General features: G+C 68.3%; 24 protein-coding genes. 12 read left to right on the top strand and 12 right to left on the bottom strand.

The genetic code is table 11. The features are described 5' to 3' along the window. Positions 1 to 101 precede the first annotated feature (101 nt). The 5 genes from F0U60_RS17965 to tsaB all read left to right on the top strand — a co-directional run bounded on the left by F0U60_RS17965 (position 102) and on the right by tsaB (position 4,659). On the top strand, positions 102 to 899 hold the full coding sequence (locus F0U60_RS17965; protein WP_395821383.1) for an isoprenyl transferase: 798 nt from the start codon (positions 102 to 104) through the stop codon (positions 897 to 899). After that, positions 896 to 1,723, top strand: coding sequence for a phosphatidate cytidylyltransferase (locus F0U60_RS17970; protein ID WP_395821386.1), 828 nt, complete (start codon positions 896 to 898; stop codon positions 1,721 to 1,723). The genes F0U60_RS17965 and F0U60_RS17970 overlap by 4 nt, the downstream gene beginning before the upstream one ends. A gap of 82 nt (positions 1,724 to 1,805) precedes the next feature. Continuing rightward, positions 1,806 to 3,437, top strand: coding sequence for an RIP metalloprotease RseP (rseP, locus tag F0U60_RS17975; protein ID WP_395821389.1), 1,632 nt, complete (start codon positions 1,806 to 1,808; stop codon positions 3,435 to 3,437). Between the two features lie 9 nt (positions 3,438 to 3,446). After that, positions 3,447 to 3,914, top strand: a complete 468-nt coding sequence (locus F0U60_RS17980; protein ID WP_395821393.1) for a septal ring lytic transglycosylase RlpA family protein — start codon at positions 3,447 to 3,449, stop codon at positions 3,912 to 3,914. Positions 3,915 to 3,924: 10 nt separating this feature from the next. After that, entirely contained in the window at positions 3,925 to 4,659 is a 735-nt protein-coding gene (gene tsaB, locus F0U60_RS17985) for a tRNA (adenosine(37)-N6)-threonylcarbamoyltransferase complex dimerization subunit type 1 TsaB (protein ID WP_395821396.1), read from the top strand. Here the strand turns inward: tsaB and F0U60_RS17990 are convergent. From F0U60_RS17990 to F0U60_RS18015, 6 genes are all read right to left on the bottom strand, one after another. After that, positions 4,646 to 5,266, bottom strand: a complete 621-nt coding sequence (locus F0U60_RS17990; RefSeq protein ID WP_395821399.1) for an NTP transferase domain-containing protein — start codon at positions 5,264 to 5,266, stop codon at positions 4,646 to 4,648. The two genes, tsaB and F0U60_RS17990, sit on opposite strands and share 14 nt — an antisense overlap. After that, positions 5,263 to 6,408 carry an XdhC family protein gene (locus F0U60_RS17995; RefSeq protein ID WP_395821402.1) on the bottom strand — a complete coding sequence of 382 codons (1,146 nt, stop codon included), beginning with the start codon at positions 6,406 to 6,408 and terminating at the stop codon, positions 5,263 to 5,265. The genes F0U60_RS17990 and F0U60_RS17995 overlap by 4 nt, the downstream gene beginning before the upstream one ends. Next, on the bottom strand, positions 6,405 to 8,633 hold the full coding sequence (locus tag F0U60_RS18000; protein WP_395821405.1) for a molybdopterin cofactor-binding domain-containing protein: 2,229 nt from the start codon (positions 8,631 to 8,633) through the stop codon (positions 6,405 to 6,407). Before F0U60_RS18000 ends, F0U60_RS17995 begins: the two co-directional genes overlap by 4 nt. A gap of 2 nt (positions 8,634 to 8,635) precedes the next feature. Then, positions 8,636 to 9,100, bottom strand: coding sequence for a (2Fe-2S)-binding protein (locus F0U60_RS18005; RefSeq protein ID WP_395821407.1), 465 nt, complete (start codon positions 9,098 to 9,100; stop codon positions 8,636 to 8,638). A 133-nt stretch (positions 9,101 to 9,233) separates the two neighbouring features. Beyond that, positions 9,234 to 11,132, bottom strand: coding sequence for a methyl-accepting chemotaxis protein (locus F0U60_RS18010; protein ID WP_395821411.1), 1,899 nt, complete (start codon positions 11,130 to 11,132; stop codon positions 9,234 to 9,236). Positions 11,133 to 11,136: 4 nt separating this feature from the next. Continuing rightward, positions 11,137 to 11,676 carry a PDC sensor domain-containing protein gene (locus F0U60_RS18015; protein WP_395821414.1) on the bottom strand — a complete coding sequence of 180 codons (540 nt, stop codon included), beginning with the start codon at positions 11,674 to 11,676 and terminating at the stop codon, positions 11,137 to 11,139. Between the two features lie 187 nt (positions 11,677 to 11,863). On the opposite strand from F0U60_RS18015, the gene F0U60_RS18020 reads away from it, so the two are divergent. The 5 genes from F0U60_RS18020 to F0U60_RS18040 all read left to right on the top strand — a co-directional run bounded on the left by F0U60_RS18020 (position 11,864) and on the right by F0U60_RS18040 (position 17,172). After that, a complete protein-coding gene (locus F0U60_RS18020; protein ID WP_395821417.1) occupies positions 11,864 to 12,892 on the top strand; it encodes an aspartate-semialdehyde dehydrogenase in 1,029 nt (342 codons plus the stop codon). A 128-nt stretch (positions 12,893 to 13,020) separates the two neighbouring features. After that, the gene (locus F0U60_RS18025; protein WP_395821420.1) at positions 13,021 to 13,926 is read left to right on the top strand and encodes an MXAN_2561 family MXYO-CTERM-anchored protein; all 906 of its coding nucleotides are present in this window, start codon (positions 13,021 to 13,023) and stop codon (positions 13,924 to 13,926) included. Further along, on the top strand, positions 13,923 to 14,642 hold the full coding sequence (locus F0U60_RS18030; RefSeq protein ID WP_395821423.1) for an MXAN_2562 family outer membrane beta-barrel protein: 720 nt from the start codon (positions 13,923 to 13,925) through the stop codon (positions 14,640 to 14,642). The genes F0U60_RS18025 and F0U60_RS18030 overlap by 4 nt, the downstream gene beginning before the upstream one ends. Before the next feature lie 7 nt (positions 14,643 to 14,649). After that, the gene (locus F0U60_RS18035) at positions 14,650 to 16,494 is read left to right on the top strand and encodes a PKD domain-containing protein (RefSeq protein ID WP_395821426.1); all 1,845 of its coding nucleotides are present in this window, start codon (positions 14,650 to 14,652) and stop codon (positions 16,492 to 16,494) included. A gap of 9 nt (positions 16,495 to 16,503) precedes the next feature. Next, positions 16,504 to 17,172, top strand: a complete 669-nt coding sequence (locus F0U60_RS18040) for a molybdenum cofactor biosynthesis protein MoaE (protein ID WP_395821429.1) — start codon at positions 16,504 to 16,506, stop codon at positions 17,170 to 17,172. A gap of 16 nt (positions 17,173 to 17,188) precedes the next feature. Here the strand turns inward: F0U60_RS18040 and F0U60_RS18045 are convergent, their stop codons facing one another. The 3 genes from F0U60_RS18045 to F0U60_RS18055 all read right to left on the bottom strand — a co-directional run bounded on the left by F0U60_RS18045 (position 17,189) and on the right by F0U60_RS18055 (position 19,590). After that, a complete protein-coding gene (locus F0U60_RS18045) occupies positions 17,189 to 17,836 on the bottom strand; it encodes a hypothetical protein (protein WP_395821432.1) in 648 nt (215 codons plus the stop codon). Positions 17,837 to 17,919: 83 nt separating this feature from the next. Continuing rightward, positions 17,920 to 19,152, bottom strand: a complete 1,233-nt coding sequence (locus F0U60_RS18050; RefSeq protein WP_395821434.1) for a M50 family metallopeptidase — start codon at positions 19,150 to 19,152, stop codon at positions 17,920 to 17,922. Between the two features lie 15 nt (positions 19,153 to 19,167). Next, positions 19,168 to 19,590: an NUDIX domain-containing protein gene (locus F0U60_RS18055; protein ID WP_395821437.1), complete on the bottom strand. Its 423-nt coding sequence runs from the start codon at positions 19,588 to 19,590 to the stop codon at positions 19,168 to 19,170. A gap of 106 nt (positions 19,591 to 19,696) precedes the next feature. On the opposite strand from F0U60_RS18055, the gene F0U60_RS18060 reads away from it, so the two are divergent. Together F0U60_RS18060 and acs are read left to right on the top strand one after the other, a co-directional pair. After that, on the top strand, positions 19,697 to 20,191 hold the full coding sequence (locus F0U60_RS18060) for a hypothetical protein (protein WP_395821440.1): 495 nt from the start codon (positions 19,697 to 19,699) through the stop codon (positions 20,189 to 20,191). Positions 20,192 to 20,250: 59 nt separating this feature from the next. Continuing rightward, the gene (gene acs / locus F0U60_RS18065) at positions 20,251 to 22,218 is read left to right on the top strand and encodes an acetate--CoA ligase (RefSeq protein WP_395821443.1); all 1,968 of its coding nucleotides are present in this window, start codon (positions 20,251 to 20,253) and stop codon (positions 22,216 to 22,218) included. A 167-nt stretch (positions 22,219 to 22,385) separates the two neighbouring features. Here acs and F0U60_RS18070 read toward each other — a convergent pair whose 3' ends face one another. The 3 genes from F0U60_RS18070 to F0U60_RS18080 form a co-directional block, all read right to left on the bottom strand. Further along, positions 22,386 to 23,051, bottom strand: a complete 666-nt coding sequence (locus F0U60_RS18070) for a hypothetical protein (protein ID WP_395821445.1) — start codon at positions 23,049 to 23,051, stop codon at positions 22,386 to 22,388. 628 nt (positions 23,052 to 23,679) lie between these two features. Beyond that, on the bottom strand, positions 23,680 to 25,410 hold the full coding sequence (locus tag F0U60_RS18075) for a serine/threonine protein kinase (RefSeq protein WP_395821448.1): 1,731 nt from the start codon (positions 25,408 to 25,410) through the stop codon (positions 23,680 to 23,682). Positions 25,411 to 25,422: 12 nt separating this feature from the next. Further along, complete coding sequence (locus F0U60_RS18080; protein WP_395825295.1) at positions 25,423 to 26,301, bottom strand: DUF2381 family protein; 879 nt, start codon at positions 26,299 to 26,301, stop codon at positions 25,423 to 25,425. Between the last annotated feature and the right edge of the window lie 677 nt (positions 26,302 to 26,978).

Raw genomic sequence — 26,978 nt, forward strand, 5'->3', positions numbered from 1 at the left:
GCCGTTCCCGCCGCCCCAGCGACCGCTCGGGTCGGCGGAGCGACCACTCCTGCACACGCCCGTGGACGTAGCCCGGTGGTGCCTCTATCTTGCGCAGCCTCATGGAACGCCCTGTGTCACCTCCCTCTCTGACTGCCCTCGAGCGACTCGTCCAGGAACGACCCCTGCCGCGCCACGTGGGGATCATCATGGACGGCAACGGACGGTGGGCGGAGATGCGCGGCCTGCCCCGGGAAGAGGGCCATCGTGAGGGCTCCAACAGTGTGCGCGAGGTGACGCGCTGTGCCCGGCGCGTGGGTGTCGAGGCGCTCACCCTCTATGCCTTCTCCTCGCAGAACTGGGCCCGTCCCGCCGAGGAGGTGGCCGCGCTGATGGATCTGCTGCGCGAGTACCTCGAGAGCGAGCGTGAGGAGATCCTCGAGAACGGCATCCGCCTCAACGCCATTGGCGAGGTGGACAAGCTGCCGCGCTTCGTGAAGGAGCCGTTGGATCGGCTTCGGGCGGACTCGGCGCACAACACGGGGATGGTGCTGACGCTGGCGCTCTCCTACGGCGGGCGCGAGGAGCTGGTGCAGGCGGCGCGCCGGGTGGCCGAGGCCGCCAGCAAGGGCGAGCTGACGCCCTCGCACCTGGACCCCAAGACTTTCGAGTCGTTCCTCTGGACGCACGACCTGCCACCGGTGGACCTGGTGGTGCGTACCAGTGGCGAGCAGCGCATCTCCAACTTCCTCCTCTGGCAGCTGGCGTACGCGGAGCTGTGTTTCAGCGACGTCCTGTGGCCGGACTTCCGGACCGAAGCCTTCCTGCGCTGTCTGGCGCAGTACCAGCAACGCGAACGGCGCTTCGGACTCACCTCCGCGCAACTCAAGCGGGAGGACTCCCAGCGGGCCAAGGCGTGAACGAGAAGAACAAGAACCTCGTCATCCGGATCGTCTCGGCGGTGATTCTGCTGCCGGTCGTCCTCTTCCTGCTGTTCATGGGTGGCCTGTACAGCGCGGGCCTGTTGGGCGTAGCCGCGGCCATCTGCGCCAGCGAGTACTACACCATCACCCAGAAGACACTGTCCCCGGCAGCCTGGGTGGGCATGGTGTGCGCGGGACTGCTGCCCTTCCTGCCGCTGAGGGATCCAGCACGCACCGGCGAGGGGGCCTTCTGGGTGACGGCCTTCTTCCTCTTCTTCGCCTTCACCTACCACCTCATCCGAGGCCCGTTGCAGGAGGCGCCCACGCGGGTGGCGCACCTGGTGACGGGCTTTCTGTATGGCTCGGTGGGGCTCACCGCCGTGTCCGCCCTGCGGCTGATGCCGGACGGGTTGGCGTGGGTCATCGCCGCGCTCGTCATCACCTGGGCCAACGATACCGCCGCCTACTTCGCCGGCCGCTTCCTGGGCCGTCACAAGCTCTACCCGGCGGTGAGCCCCAACAAGACCTGGGAGGGCTTCGCGGGCGGCCTGGTGGGCTCGGTAGGGGGCATGTTCATTGCCCGAGGCTTCTTCTTCCCCGTACTCACCGTGACGGACTGTCTGCTGCTGGGAATTTTCGGCGGCATCCTCGGCCCCATCGGGGACCTGTGCGAGTCCATGCTCAAGCGGGCCTACGGGGTGAAGGATTCCGGCCGCATCATTCCGGGGCACGGCGGCATCTTGGATCGCATTGACGCGCTGCTGTTCAATGCACCCCTGGTGTTCGTCTACATCACGTTCGTGCGCGACCTGCTTCCGTAGCGCCCGCCGATTGTCCGGTTGGCTGTACCGCGACCTCCGAAGCGCATTGTCGGGCCAGGGTCCCACGGTTAGTGTTGGGACCATGCTTCAAGGTCCCGGTCTGTTCATCCTGCTGCTCGGCGTGCTCATCACCGTCCATGAGCTGGGCCACTTCCTCGTGGCCAAGGCCTGCGGGGTGAAGGTCGTCCGGTTCTCCATCGGCTTTGGGCCGAAGCTCTTCGGCTTCACCAAGGGGGACACGGAGTACCAGGTGGCCATCCTGCCCCTGGGTGGCTACGTGAAGATGGCCGGAGACTCACCCTATGAGGAGATGAGCCCCGAGGACGCGCAGCGCGGTTTCCTCAACGCCTCGCCCTGGAAGCGCGCCCTCATCGTGGCGGCCGGTCCCTTCTTCAGCCTGGCCTTCCCCGTCATCATCTACTTCTTCGTCTTCGTCGGGGCGCATGAGGCCATCTCCACCCGGGTGGGCTTTGTGGATCCGGCCATGCCCGCGGCGGCCGCTGGAATCCGGCCAGGAGACCGCATCATCGCCGTGGATGGGGAGAAGGTTCAGACCTTTGATGATCTGCGGAGCGCCTTCGTGGGCCGCTTCGATCGCTCCCTGCCGATTACTGTCGAGCGCGATGGCACGCAGTTCATCGCCAACGTGACGCCGCGCAAGGTCATCGAGTCCAACCCTGTCGAGTCGGTGGAGCGAGGGCAGATCGGCATCCAGCCCGCTCGCAAGCCCGCGGTGGTGGGCGTGCCGCCGGGCTCGCCGGCCGCGCAGGCGGGGCTGAAGACTTTTGACCGCATCCTGTCCATCAATGGCGTGAGCATCCCGGACGAGGCCGCCTTCCTCGAGCAGATCGCCAAGGCGCAGGGGCCGCTGGAGCTCACCGTCCAGCGCTCTCAGTCCGTGGAGGTCGGTGCTTCGATAGGGCAGGTCCCTTCCGTCGTGAAGCTGACGGTGCCGCGGCAGCAGGGCGAGGGGTTCGCGGCCCTGGGCGTGGAGTCCTCGGACCTGTACGTGGTCGCCGTCAGCCCCGGCAGCGTGGCGGAGAAGGCCGGCCTGCGCGCGGGGGATCGGATCGTCTCCTTCAATGGTCAGCCGCTGAACTCCTTCAACGTGCTGGCGGCGGAGCTCAGCACCCTGAAGGACCAGTCCTTCCAGCTCGCCTGGCGCTCGGCGGCGGATGGGCAGGAGCACACGCAGACGCTCTCCCAGGCGCTGCGGACCAGCAAGGACGAGCTCGGGCAGGAGTCCTCCCGGCTCGAGCTGGGCGTGCGGCCCTGGCTGCCCTCCGGGGCGGAGCTGCTCCCTCTGGACACGGTGACGGTGCAGGTCAGCATCCCCGAGGCGCTGCGCCAGTCCGTCGTCATCGTGCCCAAGATTGTCGGGCAGATGGTGACGGTCATCGGCCGCATCGTGAGCGGGCAGATGTCCACGAAGACGCTGGGCGGGCCCGTGATGATGTACCAGCTCGCCTCCAAGAGCGCGGAGCAGGGCTGGGAGAGCTACCTCCACCTGATGGCTGTCATCTCCATCAACCTGGGCGTGATGAACCTGCTGCCCATCCCCATCCTCGATGGCTTCGGGCTGCTGTCCGCCTTGTGGGAGGGCATCCGTCGCCGTCCCATCTCGGTGCGCGTGCGCGAGATGGCCAACGTCGTCGGCCTGGTGCTGCTCGTGGCGTTGATGGTGATGGCTTTCTACAACGACGTGACTCGCTGAAGAGGTGAGATGCGGCGACTGTTCGTGGGGTTGATCCTGGGGCTGGGCGTGTTCGCGGGTTGTGCGCCGCGAGCCACCCGGCCCACGCCCGAAGAGGAACCCGAGGTGGTGCGGCCAGAGAAGCCGCCCAAGCCCCGAGCGTGGCTGGAGGAGGGGCTCGCCTCGTATTACGGCCCGGGCTTCGCCGGCCGGCCCACTGCCAGCGGTGAGAAGTTCAATCCCCAGCACCTCACCGCTGCCCACAAGAAGCTGCCCTTCGGCTCGTGTCTCCGGGTGGTGAACATGGAGAACGGGCGCTCGGTGGAGGTGCGCGTCAACGACCGCGGCCCCTTCGTCAAGGGACGCGTGGTGGATGTGTCGACCGCCGCGGCGAAGAAGCTCGGCATGCTGGACAAGGGCCTGGCCCGGGTGCGCCTCTACCGCTGCGCGGACCGAGTCTCGTTGCTCTTCATCCCCTTCGGGCCGCTGGCGGGGTAGAAGCCTCCCCATGTTCCTCGCGCTCGATACGTCCACCCTCACACTGTCCCTGGCTCTCGTGGAGCGGGAAGGGGAGGGCGTGCGCGTCCTCGAGCACGTGGTGGTGGGGCCGCCGAAGAAGCAGAGCGAGGTGCTGCCCGGCATCGTCGGCGAGCTGCTCGCGCGGCATGGGGTGGCGCTCAAGTCCCTGGAGGGTCTCGCCATCGGTCTGGGCCCGGGCTCCTTCACCGGCCTGCGCATCGGCCTGTCCTGCGTGAAGGGGCTGGCGTACGCGGCGGGACTCAAGGTGGCTGGAGCCTCGTCGCTCGCGGCCGTGGCCCTGGAGGGCCCCGAGGGTCCGCCCCTCTTCGCCCTCGCCGTCGCGCGCAAGGACGACCTCTACCTGGGGCCCTACCGGCGGGTGGGGCAGCGTGTGGAGGCGCTCGGCCCCGAGGAGGCGATGCACCCGGAGGAGGTGGCCGCGCGCATGGCCGCCGAGCCGGAGGCGCTCGCCCTGGGACCCGCCCTGCCCGAGTACCGCGCGGCGCTGGAGCGCCATGGCGTGGCGCCCTCGCGGCTGTTGAGCGAGCCTTCCTTCCCCTCTGCGGTGGCGCTGTCGTACCTGGTGCGTTTCCCCGAGGAGCAGACGGTGCAGGCGATCTTCGCCCTGGAGCCGCACTACGTCCGGGCCTCCGAGCCCGAGCGCAACCCCAAGTTCCCCCCGCTGCCCGGGCCTCCGCCCACCGCGCGTCTCAAGGACGACTGAGGCCGAGGCGCTCGAGGTCCGCCGGGGTGTCGACGTCGAGGAGTCCCTCGGCGAAGGGCACGAGGGCCAGTCGCGCTCGGTGGCACATCAGCACGGGTTTGGCGCCCTGGTGTCCGCTCAGCGCGAGGAGCTCGGGTAGGTGCTCCGCCGCGAATGCCGCGGGCACCCCGAAACCGCCCTCCCCGCCATAGTCACTGGCGGCTGCCGGGTGGCCTCGCGTCACCTGCTCCACAAGCGCGCGAAGGTGCTCCGGCGTGACGAAGGGCTGATCGCACAACATGAGCACGGCCTGCTCTTCTCGGGGGCGAGAGGCGTCGGCGAGCAGGGCCTCGATGCCGGCGCGAATCGAGGTACCTGGCCCCTCGGCCCACCCGGTGTTGTGTGCGAGCCGGACGCGTGCACCGCCGAGCGCCTCCGCCACGGCTTCATGGGAGGCTCCGGTGACGACGATGACGCTCCGGGCCCCACTCTCATTCGCCACGCGCGCGGCCCGGCTCACGAGCGGCTCCCCTTCCAGGCGCACGAGCTGCTTCGGCATACCGAGCCGCGACGAGGCGCCAGCCGCGAGCACGATGGCGGAGAAGGGGAGGGCGCCCGCGGAGCTCATGCGCTCTTCCTGTGCGTCTCCTCGGGCTGGGACAGGTGGATGGGCCCGTCATGCTGCCGGAGGTGGGCGCCTTCGCTCTGGGACAGCACGGCTTGGATCTCCGCGGCGATCGACAGGGCGATGGCCGCAGGTGTGTCACCACCGAGCTTGAGTCCCACCGGGCTGTAGAGGCGTGCGAGCTGCTCCGGGGTCGGAACGAACTCATCGGCCATCTCGCGCAAGAGCTGCTCACCCCGGCGTCGGGGGCCGAGCAATCCGACGTAGGCCACGTCGAGCTTCAGGAGAATGGGAAGCAGGCGCAGGTCGGCGAAGTAGTTGTGGCTCATGACCACCACGGCCGAGTGGCGCCCGGTGGGCACGTGCGGGACGACGTTCTCGGGATGCGCGTGCACCACGCGCTCGGCTCCCGGGAAGCGCGCCGGATCGCACATCGCCGGCCGGTGGTCCACCACCGTCACCCGCCAGTCGAGCTGACGGGCGATGGAGACCAGGGGGACCGCGTCTGGACCCGCGCCGTAGATGGTGAGGTGGACGGCGGGCGGTACGAGGTCCACGAAGCACTCGATGCCGCCTTCCGGCAGTTGGAGCGCCCGTACCAGGGGACGATCCGTCGCGAGCGCTTCCCGGGCGAGCCCATGCGCCGCCTCGCGCAGGGCCATGGCGGAGGAGGGGGCATCCGCATCCCCCTCCTTCTCCAGGACAGTGCCGAGAAGACCCTGGAGCGCGGGAGGGGCCTCGAAGGCGGTGACGAGCGCCCGGGGTGCCTCAGCGGAGTTCATTCCGCACAGCAGCCGCCGGGTCTCGGCATTGAGCCGCCAGGGTTCGATCTTCTCGAGCAGCACGTCGAGCGCACCGCGGCACCCAAGGCCGAAACCTATGAGACCGTCATTCTCGCCCGTCATGTCGAAGCGAAGGCGCCGCGAGGCACCCGTGGCGAGCACCTCGCGTGCCGTCTTCGCGATCTGCGGCTCGAGACAGCCGCCGCTGATCAGCCCGACGGGCACTCCCTCCTTCGTGATGAGGAGGCGCGCCCCAGCCCGGCGATACGTCGAACCGCTCGTGCGGACCAAAGTCCCCAGCACGAGCGGCTCGCGGGCCGCGGCGGCTCCCTCCATGATGGCGAGGAGCTCGCTCACACTCACGTGGGCTTACCTCCCGTGAGCTTGTGGTTGCTGATCGGCAGGGTGCGCAGGCGCTTGCCGGTCGCGGCGAAGATGGCGTTCGTCACCGCCGGGGCGATGGGCGGCACGCCGGGCTCTCCCACACCACCGGGAGCCTCACCACTGTCGACGATCTCCACGGCAACCTCCGGCATCTCGTAGGGAGCCAGCATCGAGGCGTCGTGGAAGTTGCTCTGCTCGACGCGGCCATTGCGAAGGGTGATCTGCCCGCGCAGCGCGGCGGAGAGTCCGTAGACAACACCACCCTCCATCTGGGCAACGATGGTGTCCGGGTTGACGTACCGGCCACAATCGACCGCCACCCAGACCTTGTGCACGGTCAGCCGGCCGTCCGCCGTGACGGAGATCTCGGCCACCTCGCCGACGATGCTCCCGAAGCTCTCGGCGATGGCGATGCCGCGGAAGCGGCCCTCGGCCGGCGGCGTCTCCCACTTCGACATCCGGGCCACCGTGTCGAGCACCTTGACGAAGCGCGGGTGCGACTTCTCGAGCAGGGCGCGGCGGAACTTGTACGGATCCTGCTTGGCCGCGTGCGCTAGCTCGTCCATGAAGCTCTCCACGTAGAAGGCGTTGTGGGAGCTACCAACGGAGCGCCAGAAGCCCACCGGCACGCCCGTGTCGACGATGGCGGCCTGGATGTGCTGGTTGGGGCACTCGTACTTCAGGTCGGCCAGGCCCTCGATGGTCGTCATGTCGATGCCGTCCTTGCCGACGCCACCGAACACCGTCCACCGCTTCATGATGGAGGGGCCGGCGATGCTCGCCGTGATGGCCACGGGCAGGCCGTCCTCACCGAGCCCGGCCTTCATCTTCACGAGGGTGGCAGGCCGGTAGAAGTCGTGCTGCACGTCCTCCTCGCGCGACCAGATGAGCTTGACGGGCTTGCCCACGGCCTTCGAGGCCACGATGGCTTGCATCACCTCGTCGCTCCCCGCCCGCCGGCCGAAGCCTCCGCCGAGGTAGGTGGTGTGGACGACGATCTTGTCCTGCGGCACCTTCGTGGCGTTCGAGACGAGGAGCTTGGTGAGGGTATGGGACTGCGTTCCCACCCAGATCTCGATTCCATCCGGCTTGACGTGGGCCGTGCAGTTGAGGGGCTCCATCGGCGTGTGGGCGAGGAAGGGCGTCGAGTACTCGGCCTCGAGCTTCGTCTTCGCCGTGGCCAGCGCCTTGTCGGGCTCGCCCTTCTTCGTCGCGACGGGGTTCTTCTTTCCACTCGCGGCGGTGCGGAGCTTCTTCTCGATGGTCTCCGAGGACTGCCCGGTCGTGGCGCCCTTCGTCCACTTGGGCTCGAGGCCGCCGATGACCGTCTTCGCCGTCCACCAGCTGTCCGCCACGGCGATGATGGCCCCCGTGGTCTTCACCAGCGTGGTGCCCGCGGGCATCGCCTTGGCCAGCTCCGCGAAGTTCGAGCACTCACCGCCGAAGACGGGCGAGTGGCGTACCGCCGCGTAGACCATGTCCGGGACGACGACGTCGATGCCGAAGAGGGGCTTGCCGGACACCTTGGCGGGCGTGTCGAGCCGCTTCATCGGCTTGCCGATGAGCTTGTACTCGGCGCGCGTCTTGAGCTTCGGCTCCTTCGGAATCGTATCCACGGGCAGCGCTGCGGCGGCGGCGGTGAGCTCACCGAAGCCAGCCTTGCGACCGCTTGCCTTGTGGACGACGAAACCCTGCTCGGCGTGGCAGCTCTCCGGGGTGACGCCCCACTTCTGGGCGGCGGCGGCGACGAGCATGTGGCGCGCGATGGCGCCGATCCGCTGGAGGATGTCCCAGGTGGTGCGGATGCTCATGCTGCCACCGGTGATCTCAAAGGGCTGGCCGGTGTAGTTGAACTCCGGACCCGAGGGCGCGGGCTCGACGCGAATCTTGCTCCAGTCCGCCTCGAGCTCCTCGGCGATGATCATGGACATGGAGGTGAAGACGCCCTGACCCATCTCGCTCCGGGCGACGTAGATGGTGATGACGCCATCCGGCGCGATCCGCAGCCACGTGTTGAGCTTGGCCTCCTTGGCCTCCGAGGACACCTTGCCCTCGGCCTCCGCGGCGAACGCCTCGGAGCGGCGCATCGGGTTGGCGGGAAGGTGGAAGCCGAGCACGAGCCCCGCGACCGTCGCGGCGGTCGACTGGACGAACGAGCGGCGGGAGAGGACCACCGGGTTGTTCTTCTCCTGGTCGGTCTTCATGGTCAGACCTCTCCCTTGGCGTTGATCTTGACGGCGATCTGCACGGCCTTGCGGATCTTGCCGTAGGTGCCGCAGCGGCACAGGTTCGTCATGGCGGCCGAGATGTCGGCCTCCGTGGGGTTGGGCTTGGCCTTGAGCAGCGCGGCGCAAGCCATGACCTGACCCGACTGGCAGTAGCCGCACTGAGGCGCGTCGGCCTCGATCCACGCGCGCTGGGCGGGGTGGCTGTTGTCGGAGCTCAGGCCCTCGATCGTCGTGACCTCACCGCTCACCGCGGCCACGGGCAGCAGACAGCTCCGCGTCGCGGTGCCGTTGACGTGCACCGTGCAGGCGCCGCACAGGCCCTGCCCACATCCAAACTTGGTCCCCAGCAGTCCTAGCTTCTCCCGCAGCACCCAGAGGAGGGGAGTCCCCGGGTCCACGTCGACCGTTACTTCCTTGCCGTTCACCTTCAACGTCTGCGCCATTACAACCTCCCTCCGAGCACGAGCTCATCCTCGTTCGGAGTGTGGAATTCCCAACTGAGCAACTATAGGGGAATGGATTCTTAACCGGGCTTTTGATTCGCGGCCCGGCTTTCGCTGGTGGTGAGAGATTGCGCTACACGCGGTACGTGCGTGCCACCGTCGCCATGCCCTCGGACGCCTCGCGCAGTGTGCGCGTGGCCCGCGTGGTGGACTGCAGGCTCTGCATCGTCTCGTCCATCAGCGAGGACAGGTCCGTCACCGCGGTGAAAATCTGCGAGATGCCCGCGTTCTGCTGGTTCACCGCGACGACGATCTGCCGAGCAGCCCCGGCGTTGTCTCGCACGATGGAGGTGAGCTCCCGGAGGCTCTCACCGCTGGCTCGGATTTGAGCGAGCCCCTCCTGCATCTGCTGCTGACCCTTCTGCGTCATCACCACCGTGCTCTGGATGGACTGCCCGATGTCATCCAGCAGCTCGCGCACACGGTCCGTGGAGTCGATGGACTGGTCGGCCAGGGCGCGGATTTCACGCGCCACCACGCCGAAGCCCTTGCCGTGCTCGCCCGAGCGCACGGCCTCGATGGCGGCGTTGAGTGCCAGCATGTTGGACTGGTCCGCCAGATCCTTCACCGTCTGGGCAATGCTGCCGATCTGCTGGGTGCGCTCGCCGAGCGAGATGATGGTGGTGGCCAGCCGGCCCACCTTCTCGTGCAGCTCGTGCAGGCCGGTGATGCTGGCGGACAGGGTCGACTCGCCCGCGTTGCCCACCTGCTCGGCCCGGGCGGCCACTTCCAGCACGGCCTGCGAGCGATCCGCCGCCATCTGCGACGTCTGGCGGATCTCCTGCGCGGTGACCTGCGTCTCCTGGATGGCGGACGCCTGGCGCGCGAGGTTGCGCTCCTGCACCTCGGCGGCCTCGCTCAGCTCGGTCACGGCTCCGGAGAGCGCGCTCGTGCCCTGCTGGAGGCTCAGGGTCATGTCGCGCAGGTTCTCCATCATCCGTGCGAAGGCCTGGGCCAGCTCGCCCACCTCGTCCCGGGAGCTCACCTCCACGTTGCGCGACAGGTCCCCCTCCTGGACAACGTGCGTGACCACCTCGTTCAGCGCGGTGATGGGCCGGGTGATGCCGCGCGCCAGCCACCACGCGCTCGCGATGGCCAGGGTCACGAAGAGGCCCAGCAGCGCGACCGCCGCCAGGGCTGCCCGAGTCATAGGGGCATAGGCCTCCCGTGCGTCCACCTTGGCCACGAAGTGCCAGCCGTCTCCCACGTCCTGGACGTCTGAGCCGTTGATGGCCACCTCGGACACGGGACGCTGCATGGGCGCGGCGTCGGCGGGGCGCGAGTCGAAGAGGAGCGTGCCATCCGCGGTCTTCACCTCCAGGCCGAAGCTGTCCTGCCCGCGCTCCTGGGCCCGCTGGACCGCGGAGCGCACCACTTCACCCACCTGGTCCCAGTTGTACGCGGCGAGCAGCACGCCGAGGCGGGCATTACTGATCGGGCTGAGCACCGGCGCGGCCAGGGGCAGCACCCGCTGACCGAAGATGGGATCCTTCTCCGTGGAGAGCGAGTTGGCGGAGAAGCGCCCCTCGCGCGCCGCCCGGTACCAGGCCATCTCACGCACCTCGCGCTCCTTGCCCTGGAAGGCCTTGCGCACCTGCTCCGAGCTGGCGGAGACGACGCGGCCCTGCTCGTCGAAGAGGACGAAGCCGCTGATGGCGGGGTGGCGCTTGGCCAGCCCCGCGAGCACCGCATCGCTCTTGTCGTAGGTGTCGAAGAGCAGCGCGCCGCGGAGGATGGAGTCCTCGGCCCAGCTGCGCACGCTCGCCTCGCGCTCGGCCAGGGTGCGCTCCACCAGGTTCTTGAGGCCCTCGGCCTCCACCGCGAGCGTGGCGTGGATCTGCTTGGACAGCGTGCGCCGCGTGAAGATCAGGCCCAGGCTCGTGACGGACAGGATGGAGAGGGCCGACAGCAGCGCCACGTACAGGGTGATGCGACCCCTCAGCTTGAGGTCACCCAGGAAGGGGATGTTCATGTTTTCAGAGCTCGAGCAGGGAGACGGACACGGTCAGGGCACCGACGACGCGCGCACCGTCCTTCACTGGAAGGGAAATCTGGACGACGTAGGACTGGGAGGACTCGTCGAAGAAGGGCTTCTCGCGCACCTCTCCGCCCCGGCCACCATTGAAGGACCGGCGCCACTTCGACTCGTCCCCCTGCCAGTAATCGGAGGTGCGCCGTGTGGCGCCCACCAGCGCGCCCTGGTTGTCCATGACGAAGGACTCAGCCATGATCCGGCCCATCCGCTCCCGGTAGCGCTCGAGCGAGCGCGCGCACGCGCTGTCCAGCACCTTGCGCTTGAAGGGGGTGAGGGCAGGGGTCGCGCGCCACTCTTCGTCCAGCTTCTTGAGGGTGTCCATCGGCACGCGCTGCGCGTTCTGCTTCTTCACCTCGCGGACCACCGCTGGATCCGAGGCCATCCGGCGCAGCTCGGGCATCAACCTGTCCACCTTCTCGAGCTGTGCCGCGCCATCCGGCGGCAGATTCGCGAGCAGCAATAACGACACGACCGTCCACATATCCTCCCAGTCTACCGGATCCTCGGCGGTGGGCCCGTTCCTGGCTTACCCCTCCTGCTCGCCCTTCATGCGGACGGACGAGCCGGTTGCCTGAGGGGCAGAAGTGGTGTCGCGTGTTGTCCTACATGGCTCAACGTCGACGACAAGTGAAGCCCACGGGAGCCGGGGCTGGGGTAAAGGGACCGCCATGAACGAGAACCTGCGAATCGCCGTGGTGGGTGCCACGGGCGTGGTGGGCACCGAGGTCATCTCCACCCTCCTGGACCGGGACTTCCCCGCCGAGCAGCTCACCGTGCTGGGCTCGGAGCGCTCCGAGGGTGAGGAGCTGGAGTACGGCGAGGAGACGCTGGAGGTGGAGCCGGTCACCCCCGAGGCCTTCCGGGGAGTCGGCCTGGTGCTGCTGGCCACGCCGGCGGACGCGTCGCGCACGCTGGCGCCGATGGCTCAGGCCGCGGGCGCCTGGGTGGTGGACGTGAGCTCCGCCTTCCGCGCGGATGGCAACGTTCCGCTGGTGCTCCCCGGCTTCAACTCCGAGCTGTTGAATGCCTCCTTCAAGGGCCGGATCGTGGCCCTGCCCTCGGCGGTGACGACAGCGCTCGCCACGCTCCTCGAGCCGCTGCGCCAGGGCTTCGGCGTGGCCCAGGTGCAGGTGACGGCCCTGATGGGCGTCTCCTCCTCGGGCAACCCGGGCCTGCGCGAGCTGGAGCAGCAGACGGCGGCGCTCCTCTCCGGCCGCGAGCCCGAGGCCCACGTCTTCCCGCAGCGCGTGGGCTTCAACGTGGTGCCCCAGGTGGGGCCCTTCATGGCCAACTCGCCCTGGACGGAGGAGGAGGCCGGCTGGACGCTCGAGTCCGCGCGCCTCTTCGCCACCAAAGGCGAGGTGCCCGTGGTGGCCGGCACCGCCGTGCAGGTACCCACCTTCTATGGCCACGGGCTGAGCCTCCACGTGCGGCTGAAGAAGCCCGCCTCCGTGGACCAGGCGCGCGCCGCCCTCAAGGGCTCGCCCGCGCTCAAGGTGTTGGATTCACCCGGGGAGAAGATCTACCCCATGCCCAGCCTCGTCACCGCGGACCCCACCGTCCACGTGGGCCGCCTGCGCTCCTTCCCCCAGTCCCCCGAGTGGCTCACCCTCTTCGCCACCGTGGACAACGCCGGCCGGGGCGCCGCCCTCAACCTGGTGGAGGCCGGATTGCGGCTCGCCGAGCGCACCGCCTGACAATTTGGCAAGCCCGCCGGGCCGCCCCTTGCCCATTTGACCGGGCGGGCTCCGTTTCTCCCTCGGAGATGAGGGGAGGCAGGGCTGGGTGTGTCCTGGCCCCGGGCTTGCTACCCTCCAGCCCGCCCATGCGCACCCTTCTCCTCACTGCCTCGCTGCTCATGTCGTCCGCGGCGTTCGGCCAAATCCAGATCCAGACCCTCAACGGGGCAGACACCCTGAGTGTCGGTCCGAACCAGTGTGGGTCCACCGTCCCCTTCAATTGGACGATCGGCTTCACCCCCTGTGTCACGGGTTCTCTCGACATGTGGATCACCGTCGACTCCTCCTGCAAGGAAAGCGCGGATGAGCAGACGGGAGAGACGCTCGAGCTGGAATCCATCTCGTACACCACCATCACCAACCAGGGCGGTCAGGGGCAGTCCTCCTTCCCCGTGTCGGACCTGCCCATCTTCACCGAGGCGGACTCGGACGGTGGTGGCGTGGGCTGTGGTGCCCGGGGAATCTCCAAGACGATGCGGCTGTGCGCGGCGGCGCCGCAGGCCGACCCCTACTTCCCGTCGAACTGCTCTACCTCCGTGGTGAGGGCGCAGACGCCGTTGCGGATCACCTATGACACGAAGCCTCCGGCGGCGCCCACCATCACCGGGGTTGCCGGGTTGGATAAGGCCCTTCGGATCAACGTCAGCGCGCCCGAGGATGCCAACCGGGTGCGGGTGGTCGTCCTGCGCGATGGCGCCCAGCTCACCTCGCAGACGGCGGGGGTGGATGTGGGCTCCATCCGGGTGGAGAACCTCGAGAACGAGGTGACGTACCAGGTCCATGCCTACGCCATCGACGAGGCGGACAACGAGAGCGAGCAGTTCGCCACCGGAGAGGGAACCCCGGCGCGGAGCCTGGGCTTCTATGAGAAGTACCGGGAAATGGGAGGGACCGAGACGGGCGGGTGTGGTGCCACGGGCGGAGGTCTAACGGGCGGTGCGGTGCTGGCCGCCCTGGGTATCTGGCTGTCCTCAAGGAGAAATCGTTCATGACTCGAGCAGTAGCCCTCGGCCTCGCGGTGGCCCTCACCGCACTCCCCGGCGAGGCGCAGGAGCCTTCCGATGTACCCACCCAATCGCCCCGCAGCGGCTCCGTGGAGTTCCGGCTCGGCGGCTACCGGCCGCAGATGGAAGCGGAGGGCTCGCTCAATGGTGAGAATCCATTCGCGGCGGTGTTCGGCAACGCGAACATGCTGCTCTTCGAAGTGGAGCTGCAGCGCTTCTTCTACCAGGGCATCGGCACGGCGGGCGTGAGCCTGTCCGCTGGCTACGCGGAGAAGTATGCCGCCGCCCTGAAGCCCGAAGGGGGCCCCTCCGCTGAGCGCACCGGCTTTCACGTGCTGCCCATCCACCTGCGGGGCGTCTACCGGTTCGATTACCCCGCGTTCCGCTGGGGCTTTCCGCTGGTGCCTTACGTGAAGCCCGGCCTCGTCTACATTCCGTGGTGGAGCACCAAGGGTGGAAACATCGAGCAGCTCCCTGACGGTAAGGCGCGCGGTGGCAAGCTCGGCTGGGAGGTGGCGGCGGGTGTGTCCTTCCTACTGGACGTGCTGGAGCCGCGGCTGGCGCGCGACTTCGACACGGACCTCGGCGTGAATCACAGCTATCTCTTCGCCGAGTACACCTACGCGAAAGTGAACAACTTCGGCGGCCAGGGATTCAATCTCTCGGACTCGTACTGGATGTTCGGTCTAGCGCTGGATTACTAGGCCGTACATGAAACCCCATGTGCGTGCCTCCCTTCGAGCCCTGACAGCCTTCTTCCTGGTGGCCGTGGCCCTGGTGGGTCCCGGTTGCCGGCGAGCGGTGAAGCCAGAGGCAGGGGGAGATCGCACGGTGGAGGCCGGCGTGCCGGAGGGCTTCGGTTCCGAGGCCCAGGGCGCGCCGGAGGTGCGGTGGGACTTCGGAGACGGCACGCCGCCTCAGCCAGGCGCGCGGGTGTCCCATGCCTTCCCGCGTGCGGGCACGTTTACGGTGCGCGCGCTGAAGGAGAACAAGGACGAGGTGCTGGCCAGCGCCACGGTGACGGTGGTGCCCCGGCCGGTGCTGCGCGCCATCCCCCCCGACGCGGAGGTGGCCCTCTTCTTCCCCCAGCTTCGCGGCAACGTGGAGCCCCTGGTGGACTTCGTCTCGCGGCTCTTGGGTGAGGCGCAGACGCGTCGCTCGTTGGAGGAGGCCCCGCTGCTGTCGTTGGTGTTGAGCGACCTGCGCGGGCAGCCCCGGGTGGTGGACCCGGAGGAGGGCGTGGGCTTCTTCTCTCTGCCCGGCTTCGAGGGCACCGTGGCGCTGCTGGGCGTGACGGATACCCCGGCGGCCCTGGACGCGGTGGTGAAAGAGCTGGAGTCGGGTGGGGCGAGGGTGTCGCGGCGTGAGCCCGAGGGTTCCGTCCACCTCCAGCGAGAGGGCGGCGCGCCGCTGCTGCTGTTCCCGGACCGGGGTTACCTCTACCTGGTGGTGCCGGACACGGCGGAGCCGGGCGGCACGGAGACGGTGCGTGCCCAGGTGGTGAAGACCCAGGCCCAGACGGGTGGGGCGCCCGCTGACGCGGCGACGATGGAGTCGATTCGCGCGCGCATCACGGGCATGAGCGGCTCGGGGATGTCCGAGGTGCCGCTGCTCACCGAGCTGCGCTCGAAGGTAGGGGCGGGCAACGTCCACCTCTTCGCGCGTGCCGAGGGCGAGGAGGCCTCCTCTGGCATCCGAGGCCTCTGGGCGGCGCTCAAGGTCGACGGGAGCCGGGCGGACCTGGAGGGCTGGGTGGCCTCGGAGCAGTCCCTCTTCGAGGGCAAGAGCGCGCCCGGCTCGGAGCTGCTCGGGAAGGCGCCTGCGGGGCCCTTCGCCGCGTTGATGGTGTCCATTCCGCCGGAGGAGCTGGCGAAGCTTGTCTTCGGCGCGCCTGGCTCGGAGCGCCGCGCACGTACGCAGCAGCGCCTGCTGGGCGAGGGCTTCGACGCGGCCGAGGTGGACAGCCTGCTGGGGGCGCTGCGCGGCGATCTGACGCTGCTGGCCTACTTCGACGCGGCGGCCTTCTACCGCAACTTCATCCGGGGGAGCCGGCGGCCAGAGCCCCGCGGCACGCTGCTCTTCCAGGCGGGCCTTGTCCGCTCCGAGCCGGTGCTGGATTGGCTTACGAAGCGACTCCAGGCGCGCAAGCAGCCCTTCGAGGTCATCAAGGGCGCGGACGCCACGCGCCTGCGTACGCGGGTGATGGAGCAGCCAGTGGAGCTCACCGTCTCCGCGGACCGGCTGACGATGCACGGCGGCGAGTCGCTGGCGGGCCGGGCTCCGGGGGATGTGGGCGCGGCGCTGCGCGAGCGCTTTGACGCCCAGGCGTTCACGCCCGGCCACCTCTCCGCCATGGTGGACGTAGGCCGGCTGCGTGCCGAGCTGGACGCTCCCCAAGAGGTGCCCGGCGTGCCGTCACAGCAGCTCCCCGTGGCCCGCTCGCTGGTGGGAACTCTGTTGGATCAGCTCCCGCCCATCGAGCTTGTCTTCCTCGACTTCGCTCCCGAGCAAGGCGGCGGTCGTTTCCGGGCGCGCACCCAGCTCCGATCGCGGTAGGAGAGGACTGTGTCCGATACCCTCACCGTTCTGTACTTCGCCGCGGCGCGCGAGCGCACGGGGCTGTCGCGCGAGTCGCTGGAGTTGGCTCCGGGCGCCCGCGTGGCGGATGTGTTGCGCGTGCTGGCCACGCGTCACCCCGCGCTCGCGCCCCTGCTGCCGCACCTCCGGGTGGCGGTCAACCAGGAGTTCTGCACGGCCGACGCCGAGGTGCCCCCTGGCGCCGAGCTGGCCCTGATTCCTCCCGTGGCCGGCGGCAGTGGCGGGCTGTTCCGCGTGGTGGATCGCCCGCTGCGGTTGGAAGAGGTGGTGGAGGCGGTGGCCGGTGAGGCCTACGGGGGCCTCGTGACCTTCTCCGGCTCGGTGCGCAACCAGACGCGGGGCCGGCGCGTGATGAGGCTGGAGTACGAGGCCTATCCGCCCATGGCGGAGAAGAAGCTGGCGGAGATCGGCGCCGAGGTGGCCGAGCGCTTCAGCGGGACGCGGCTGGCCATCGTGCACCGGGTGGGGACGTTGCAGCCGGGCGAGCTGGCCGTGGTCATCGCCGCCGCCGCGCCGCACCGCAAGGAGGCGTTCCTCGGGTGCGAGCACGCCATCGAGCGGCTCAAGCAGGACGTCCCCATCTGGAAGAAGGAGTTCTACGAGGACGGCGAGGTGTGGGTGGGCCTGGGGCCCTGAGCCCCGCTCCCACGCCTCAGTACACGCCCAGGTTGGCGGGCAGCACCTTTGTGCCCGCGTCGGGTTGCTCCTCTTGGGTGATGGGGCGCGCGGGCGTGTCCACGCCGAGCCGCTTGCGCTCAGCCTGCTCACGCTCACGCGCGGCGGCGATGGCACGGGCGTTGGACTCGGCCATTTTCTCGGGAGAGGGCCCCGCGAAGAGGAAGCCCACCGGCAGACTGAGGAAGAGGGCCGCACCCATGGCCAGCCAGATGAGATCTTTCGGCTTCAGGGCCGCCTCGCGCTTGCCCGCCACGGAGGGCGCCAGCACCAGGGAGAGCTCTCCCTCGAGGATGCGCAGCCGATCCTCCGGCGTGAGCTCGAGCCAGGCCCGCTCCCCTGTCCGCCGCAGCTCCGCGTCGGGTACCGGGCCGAAGGCATCGCCGTTCCGACTGCGCTCGAGGCGCGCCGCCGGAGGGACGAAGACGCGGTAGCCCGTCTCGGTGCGCTCGGCGAGCAGGAAGGGCTCCTCCGGCAGGGTAAAGCCATAGAGGGGCAGGGGCACCGTCTCGTCCGGTGCGGCGAGCACGCGCGTCAGCTCGGGGCCGAAGCTCCGAGCCTCGTTGAGGGTGGTGCCCCAGTAGAGCTCGCAGAACAGGCCGTCGTTCTTTACTTCGGTCCTCATGGCGCGGGGGAGCATAGGGTCTTCCGGGTTCGAGGGCACTGTGCGGCTGCTCGGGTGGCTGGCTTCTGGTCGGGTTTGGACGCTTAGGGGCCGAGCTCGTCCGCCATCAGCGCCTGGCCGCCGTCGGGTGTGTTCGGGACCGGTGTAGCGGCTGTGGGTTGTTTCGGGGTGCCCGCATCGGGCGCGGTGGCCGTGGGGTGGGGGGTGGTGGAGTGGAGGGGTACGCCGCCATCTTGCATGGGCGGGGCAGGGGAGACGTTGGCATTCGCGTCCTGGCCTGGGGTGTCGGCGCGCCTCAGGTGCTGACGCAGGTCCGCGAAGGCCACGGTCAGCACCACCGCCAGCAGCGCGAGAAAGCCCACCGCGTGCACGAACGTCTCCACTCGCGCTGGCACCTTGCGGCGGCTCACCGTCTCGACAAGAACGAAGAGCATCCGCCCTCCATCCAGCGAGGGCAGCGGCAGCAGGTGGAAGAAGGCCAGCGCCACCGAGAGGCTCACCACCACGCGCAGGAAGGCACCCAGGCCACTGCCCGCCGCGTCCGAGGACTGCTTCACCACCCCGACGGGGTTGGTTGGGACGAGGCCCTGCCGGCCCTGGAGCATGCGGCCGAGCATCTTCGTGCCCTCGGTCACCAGGTTCCCCGAGTGCGCCAGCGCCTGCAGCAGCGCCTGGCCCGGGCCGTGGACGCGGTACACGTACTGCTGGCTCACCCCGATGCGGCCTTCGCCCCGCTCGTCCGGACGCGGGCGCACCGTCACCTCGCGCGGCTCACTTCCGCGCTCAACGCCGAGCTTCAGCTCGCGGCCGGGGCTCTGGGCGATGAGCTCCACGAACTCGGCCCAGCTCTCCAGCGGCTTGCCGTCCACGGCGACGATCCGGTCCCCAGGGAGGATCTGGGCTCGCGCCGCCTCGGAGCCGGGGGTGATGGTGCCCACGGTGAGCGGCACCACCACGTGGGTACCCGAGGTGTAGAGCGCGAAGAGGATGCCCAGCGCGAACAGCCAGTTGGCCAGCGGCCCCGCCAGCAGCACCAGCATCCGCTTCCAGGGGCGCTGCGCCGAGAAGCTCGTCGGGTCCGAGGGATCCAGCCCCAGCTCATGGGGATTCATCCCATGGATTCGGGCCGAGCCCCCGAGCGGGACGGCGCCGAGCACATAGTCCGTTCCCCGGAGCCGCCAGGTGAAGACGGCCGGCCCGAAGCCGAGCGTGTACCGAGTCACCCGGATGCCGAACAGCCGGGCAGCCACGAGGTGTCCCAGCTCGTGCAGTGCCACGAGCAGGCCAAGAGCGAGAAGGAGCGGGAGGTAGTGCATCCGGGAGTGTTCGCCTCAGAGCTTCCGCCGCTGGCCTGTCCGCTTGTAGGCCAGGTAGTCGGCGAGGATGGTGCCGTGGTCGAAACACAGCTCCCGGGGGAGGGCATCCACGGGGAAGGCCTTTGCCTCGGCGGCGTCATCCGAGCCCACCGGCTCACCCTTGGCACGGCCGATGTAGACGGTGGAGAGGGTGTGCTTGCGCGGGTCGCGGCTGGGGTCCGAGTAGGTGAAGAACTGCTCCACCAACTCCACGTCCAGCCCCGTCTCCTCCTTCACCTCGCGCACCGCGGCCACATCCAGGCGCTCGCCCTCGTCCACGAACCCACCCGGCAGCGCCCAGCCCAGGGGCGGGTTCTTGCGGTGGATGAGCACGATGCGGTCACCGGGCAGCTCGATGATGCAGTCCACGGTGGGCACGGGATTCTTGAACTGGGCCATAGGGGAACCAGTCTAGCCGCTGACCCCGCTGATGCACCTCGCTCGTGCACGGGGATGCGCTAGCCTGCACGCCGTGGCCACTCCCCGACTGATCCCTCCGCTCCTGATGTCCGCCCTGGCCCTGACCTCCTTCGGCATGGGCTGCACCCGTGCCTACATCCAGAACGAGAACGTCGTCTACGAGTTCACGACCCGGGACGTGATACGCGATGACTGCGGCCTGCTCGCCTCCGCCGCGCCCGAGGACCTCTGGGATGGAAAGCTCCACATCTCCGGCGAGGTCGTTCGCCTGGAGTACGGGCTGGAGGACGCGCTGCTCGTGGGCCGCTTCCTGGATGGGAGCGCGGCGGACAGCGACGTCTTCGCGATGGATGGCAGCGTGGCCAATGTCTCGCTCCCCGGCAAGGAGGCGGAGGCCCAGTGCTTCGTGGACCAGCTGACGTTGCACATGGAGGGCACGACACGGTGCGCCACGGAGTTCGTCGGCGTGTTGAGCGTGCGCTACGAGCAGCGGATCCAACAGCCCGGGTGTGCCTGCCAATTGTGGGTTCGTTATCAGGCCATCCAGCAGGACAAGTCCCCTTGCGGCTCCTCTTCTTGAGGGAGGGCACGCGAGGCTTCTAGAACGAGGCTCCTGACGTCGTTGCTCTGGAGGAGCCCATGGCTGAAGCGCCTCGTCCGCCGTCGCAGGAGTTTCACTCCGTCCTCGCCGAGAACCGCGTCTTCCCACCCTCGCCGGAGTTCGCGAGCCGCGCCCACATCCGCAGCATGGAGGACTACCGCCGGCTGTGGGACGAGGCCGAGCGGGACCCCGACGCTTACTGGGGTGCCCGTGCGCGCGAGGAGCTGTACTGGAAGGAGCCCTTCCAGACGGTGCTCGACTGGAAGCCTCCGCATGCGCGTTGGTTCGTCGAGGGCCGCACCAACCTGGCCTACAACTGCCTGGATCGACACCTGGACAAGCGCCGGGACAAGACAGCCATCCTCTTCGAGGGCGAGCCCGGTGACCGGCGCAAGGTGACGTATGGGGAGCTGACGCGTGACGTGAACCGGCTCGCCAACGGCCTGCGCTCGCTGGGCGTGCGCAAGGGAGACCGGGTGGGCATCTACCTGCCGATGATCCCCGAGGCCGCGGTGGCGATGCTGGCATGTGCCCGCATCGGCGCGGTGCACTCGGTGGTGTTCGGCGGCTTCTCGGCCGAGGCCCTGCTGGAGCGAATGAACGACGCGGGCGCCCGGGTGCTCCTCACGGCGGACGGCGGCTGGCGCAAGGGCGTGGTGGTGCCGCTGCTGGAGAACGTGCGCAAGGCCTTGCCGCAGATGAACAGCCTGGAGCGCGTGGTGGTGTTCCAGCGCACCACGCAGGGCACGCTGCAACTGAGCGGCAAGGAACTGGCGTGGAGCGAGCTGGTGTCGAAGCAGTCCGACACCTGCGAGCCCGAGTGGGTGGAGAGCGAGCACCCGCTGTTCATCCTCTACACCTCGGGCAGCACGGGCAAACCCAAGGGCGTGCTGCACACCACGGGCGGCTACGCGGTGAATGCCTCGCTCACCACGCGCTGGGTGTTCGACCTGAAGGACGAGGACGTCTACTGGTGCACCGCCGATGTGGGGTGGGTGACGGGACACAGCTACGTCGTCTACGGCCCGCTGATGAACGGCGCCACGACTGTCATTTACGAGGGAGCGCCCAACCACCCGGGGCCGGATCGCTTCTGGGATCTGATCGCCCGAGAGAAGATCACCATCCTCTACACGGCGCCCACGGCCATCCGCGCCTTCATGCGTCTGGGTGACGAGCACCCGAAGCGGCACGACCTGTCCTCACTGCGGGTGCTCGGCTCGGTGGGCGAGCCCATCAACCCCGAGGCGTGGATGTGGTACCGCGACGTCATCGGCGGCGGACGCTGCCCCGTGGTGGACACCTGGTGGCAGACGGAGACAGGCAGCATCATGCTCTCGCCGCTGCCGGGGGCCACGCCCACCAAGCCTGGGAGCGCCACGCTGCCGCTGCCCGGCATCCACACCGAGGTGTTGGACAGACAAGGCAACTCGGTGCCGGCGAACCAGGGAGGCCTGCTCTTCGTCACGAGACCGTGGCCCTCCATGCTGCGCACCGTGTACGGGGACCCGGACCGATACGTGCGCACGTACTTCAGCGAGCTGCCCGGCAAGTACTTCACCGGTGACGGCGCGCGCCGGGACAACGACGGCTACTTCTGGCTGATGGGCCGCGTGGACGACGTGGTGAACGTGGCGGGCCACCGCCTGGGCACCGCCGAGGTGGAGAGCGCGCTGGTGGCCCACAAGTCCGTCTCCGAGGCCGCCGTGGTGGGCCGCCCGGACGAGCTCAAGGGCACCGCGCTGGTGGCCTTCGTCACCCTGAAGCAGGGCGTCGCGCCCTCGCCGGAGCTCAAGAAGGAGCTGGGCGCGCACGTGACGAAGGAAATCGGCGCCATCGCGCGGCCGGATGAAATCCGCTTCGCGGAGGGGCTGCCCAAGACGCGCTCGGGGAAGATCATGCGCCGGCTGCTGCGCGATGTCGCTGGTGGCAAGCAGACCACGGGCGACGTCACCACGCTCGAGGACCTCAACGTCCTCGCGACGTTGCGCAACAACGAGGAATAACTCCTGTCGCTCCTACCGGGCGTTGGCCGCGTCATCCCGCGTGGCCACGTCTGGACCGGGCGTTCGTCGCGATATTTCGAGAGGTGGCGGCGCAGTGGATGCGAGGAGTTGTGGCCCGGGGGCATTGTTGGAGTGAGAAAGCTCCCGCGGGAGTCCCATTAGCGTGCTCACCACCAGGAACGCTGACATAGAGAGGAAAGAGCGTGGTAGCCGGCAGGCGTGCGGAAGTAACGCAGTCGTGAATCGCGTTCCTGCCCGAGCAGCAGTGTGGCCAGTTCTTCTTTTCCCAGGAGTGCCTGGGAAAGCATGTAGAACCCAGGAAGTGGGCGCTTCAGCAGTTTGCCGCTTCGCAATTCTCCGACGAGCTGCTCCGGCTCCAACGCAACGAACTCAATCGGCCAATCCCGGCCATAAGCACAGGAAGAAGCACCACATGCCTCCGTGTATTCAATGGCGAACCGCTCCAGCCATTCCCCTTCGGCCATTCCCGTGACCTTGATGTAAGGAACCTGACCGTCGATTTCCAATGCAACGCAAGTGCTGGATTCCTGCTTCCAAAAATGCATGTAGATGGTCGCACGGATCGACAAGATGTTGTACGCCACGGCGAATCCATCCCAGTCACATGCGACCTCCAATGCCTCACTATCTTTTCGGATGGTCTGGATTGAATCGGTCTGGAACTCGAGCTGCCCCGAATCTTCGCCCCAGGACAGACGTGCCATGTCACGAGCTTTGAACACATGCGCTTCACGCAGTGCTGCAGTGCTCTCGAAGACCTCATCCAGAGGGGCTGGTATAACGGAAAAGCGAAACCATTTGGGCATGGACATGATGCGGCGCCTCAATATCGTAGGTTGGCCCACGCCCCTCTCGTGCGAGCATCCGCAGGTTTCCAATCGACTTGGCGAGTATTCTCGCTGTGGCCAGTGGCAATGTGGAAATCACACGGACTGGTGTGATGATTGGACAGCATTACTGAAGCGGCCTCTGCGTTACTTGCGCAGATTGCCGGCGTTACTCCTTTGTGCCGTTCGTGAAGTAGCTCTAACGCTGGGAGTTGCTGCACCATAGGTGTTTGTGCATTCGCGCTAGGCACTGGCTTTTTTCGGCGCTTCACGGTGTCCCCTCCAGCCGCATCACTAGCCCTTACTGTACCGGTTGGTGGTAACTCATGGTCAGCAGTAGACGGCGCTAAGCGGTCCGCCATAGATGTTGTTCACTTTTTTCGCAGGGCTTCCGGCGGTTGGAGCGGCCCTGCTGAGGGGAATCGCCGGGCTTTGGTGCCCAGCACTCTCGCGAAGGTGAACAAGAACCCCGGCGGGGGCTTAGCTGGATCCTCGCGCAGCAGCACGACCGCATCCGGCTTCGATCGGGTGGCTTGCCCAGCCCCATCGGGTAAGCCACGACGCCTCTGAGCCAGACTTGGACCCCGGGTCCCGTACTGCTGCTGCTGCGCCCTTAAGGCCAGCGCCAGACGGCGCTTACTGGCAGCTCTCGCGCCAGCACGGCGGCTCCGGGCGTGGAGCCTTCCTCCTTGGGCACCCGCCCATCCCTGTCGCCCAGCACGATGCACACGGGGTACTTCCGTCCGTTGGGCAGCACGGCCTGGGTGTAGCGCCCCATGACGGCCGGGCGCTCCACGCTCCCCGCGATGTCGAAGATGCCGGGGCCCATCCAGAGGCGACCGTGTAGCACCGTCCCCTCCGGCAAGTTGCCATCTCCCACCGTGAGGCGGCCGATGACGGGGCCCTCCTGGTAGACCCCCGTCTCGCTCATGTCTCCGGGCTGGTTGATGTCCACCACGGCTCGTAGCGGGCTGGCCGTCCGAACCTTCAACTCCTGGAACATGGCCTCGGTCGCTTCCTTGGGGCAATCCGCGGGCTCCGGAGGCCGCACCTGGGCACCAGGACAGCCCAGCCCGGCGATGGCGCACAGCCAGGTGGTGAGGAGACTCGAGGGGGTGGAACGGGCAGAGGTGGACACAGGCGGGCTTCCTTTCTCGGAACGGCCAGACCCGGGCAGCAGCGCCTCGGGCGGGGGCGCGAGTGTGGAGCGAGCCAGCCACAAGACAAGGGCGAGCACGGCCACGCTCGCGAGGAGAAGCAGGGGCTTCCTCGCGCGGCGCGGGCGGCCAGGAGCAACCTCTGCGGCCTCGCGCACCCTTTCCGACAGCTGGGCTGGCGGTGCCGACTCCTGGGGAGGTGGCTTCTCCGGGCTGCCCTCGGAGGGGAAGAGCGGCACCTTCCAGGCTGGGGTCCCCCGCTCTCGCTCGGCGGCCGCCTCCAGCGCTTGCAGTAGCGCTTCGGTGCTGGGGTAGCGCTCCTCGGGATTCTTCTCCAACAGCTTCAGGGCGATGTCGCTGAGGGAACGCGGCGCCAAGGGGTTGAGGAGATGAGGCGCTTTGGGGGAAATGGTGGCGATGGCGGCCAGCAGTTCCTTGTCCGGCAACTCCGGGTTGAAGGGGTGGAGGTCGGTGAGGCCCTGGTAGAGCAGCACCCCCAGGGCGTACAGGTCCGCGGCCACTCCACCCTGGAAGGGCTCGCCCCACTTCCACGCCTCGGTACGCGTGTAGGCCAGGAGCTCGGGGGGCACTAGGTGCAGGACGCCCTCGGGGAGGCCTATCGTCTTGGTGAGGGCCCCCGGCAGGCGCGCGGTGCCGAAGTCGATGAGGAAGGGCCTGCCGTCCTCCCGGCGGATGAGGAGGTTCTCCGCCTTCAAGTCCCGGTGGTACACGCCGCGCCGGTGCAATGCGTCCACGGTACGCACCACGTCGCTGAAGGTCTCCACCAGCCGGGCCGCGTGTGGTGGCTTGCGCCAGCGCCACTGGTGCCAGTTGTCCCCGTCGATGAAGTCGGTAATGAGGAAGGGGTAGCCCTGACTGGGGTTGGGCCAGAAGTCCACCGCATAGACGCGCAGCAGGTTGGGATGGGAGGAGTAGGTGAAGAGGGCCGCCGCCTCGCGGGCGAGCCGTCGGTAGGCGCTCCTCTCCTCCACGTACACCTCCTCCGCGAGCGCTTCCTGGGAGTCGGAGAGGGGGCGCAACCCCATCTTCATGGAGTAGGGGTGGCCGTCCCGCTCCACTTTGAAAACGCGGGAGGAGCCTCCCTGGCCCAGCACCTGGACGATGTGCCAAGGCCCCACCGTGTGGCCAGGTTGGAGGTGATCCGGGTGCAGGGATTCCGTCGCCATGGCCTGGCCCTCCTAAAGCACCACGTTGAGGATGGACATACGCCGGCTGCCGCCCCTGTCTAGGAGTTCCAGGCGAAGGACTTCACCGGCCTTCCAGAAGGGCGCCTCCGTCTCCACCGCGACGAAGCCCTCCTCACCGGGTGCGAGCTGCGCCTTGTTCATGTCCACGGAGCGCACCTTCACGGGGGTGCCGTCCGCCCGGGTGAGCCGCGCTTCCCCTGGCTCCCAGGGCTTCTGCCCCGGAAGGTTGCGCACGTGGACAACAACGAGAGCCCAGGGCCCTGCTCGGTACCCCTCTCCGTCCGCCACCTTCAGCCCATCCCGAGCACTGGTGGACGCCTCGATGCGTCGGGCCAGCACGCCATCCAGGTTGAGCCGGCCTGAGAAAAAGAAACCCGCAGGCCCACTTGCGCCCCGGAGCGCAGCGAGCTCCGCCTCCTTCTGGGCCAACGCCGCCTCCAACGCCTCAACGGTGCGCGGACGGCGCACCACCTCCACCTCCTTGTCCACCAGCGAGGGGTGGGAGACGAGCGCGAAGGAGACAACCGCTGGGGAGGAGCCATCCCTGTAGCGCATCCGCACGCCCAGCTTCTCCCCTGGGCCCGGCTCCATGGTGGGCTCGAGGGTGAGGGTCCGCTCACCCGAGTCCACCACCCGGAAGCGCGTCGCCCGGCCCTCTACCTCCACCGAGGCCCTGTCGATGGGGGCGTCGAAGCGCAGGTAGGTGGCGACGTTGGCTGCCACCCGCACCTCGGGCACCGGCTCCTCCGGGCTGTTGGGGACGACGACTTGCCGCTCCTGGCGCTCGCGGGCCGGAGGTTGGGCTACGGAGGGCGTCCCGAGGGCCAGGGGAAGAAGGACGAGGAGCGGAAGGGGCGGTGGTAGTGCCAGGGTGGATGACCTCTCCGGTCCACCCTAGCAGATGTCGCACCCAGCATGACCAGTCGCACTGTTGGCGCCGACAGTCGACGCGCGCGCTCGATGGGAACGTCGAACCCGCTCACAGAATCGCTGCTCCAGGCCAGTTGCGCCCGGACCTACCGAGGTTTCCGCTTCACTCGTGGGCGCGTATGTTGCCGCCGAACGAATGACGCGCCGCACCAAATCACGGCCGTGCCGTCCCAGGTCGCACGGTAATCACCCCTACACCTGACTGAGGCGGTCCCTGCCTCCGTTCGTTCGCAGCGCCACCTCATCCACGCGCCGCGATGACGCCTGTGCAGGAGCCCATCCATACCCACGGCACCCACATCAGCGGCGGGCTCCACGGTCTCGCTTGCAAGTGCTTGCCGAGCACTCGGCGCACCGCGTCAGACCTGATCGCGAGTTACCACCCATAGTTGATAGGAAGAGGCTCGCCAGCCTCCGTTCGTCCGCAGCGCCGTCCCGCTCAAGCGCCGGGATGACGCCTGGGCAGGGCTTGTCCTATGTGGCGATCGACACGCTAAACCTTTTAATATGACAATAATCAAAAGAGAAGTCAAGATTCTCATTGATGCCGCAGTTGCGCACATTCGTCTCTTCCCGCCTCTGCTTCTGGGCTTCGCATCCCTCAGCCCGGCGCCCGG

Source organism: Archangium minus, from assembly GCF_044360475.1.
Taxonomy (GTDB): domain Bacteria; phylum Myxococcota; class Myxococcia; order Myxococcales; family Myxococcaceae; genus Archangium; species Archangium minus.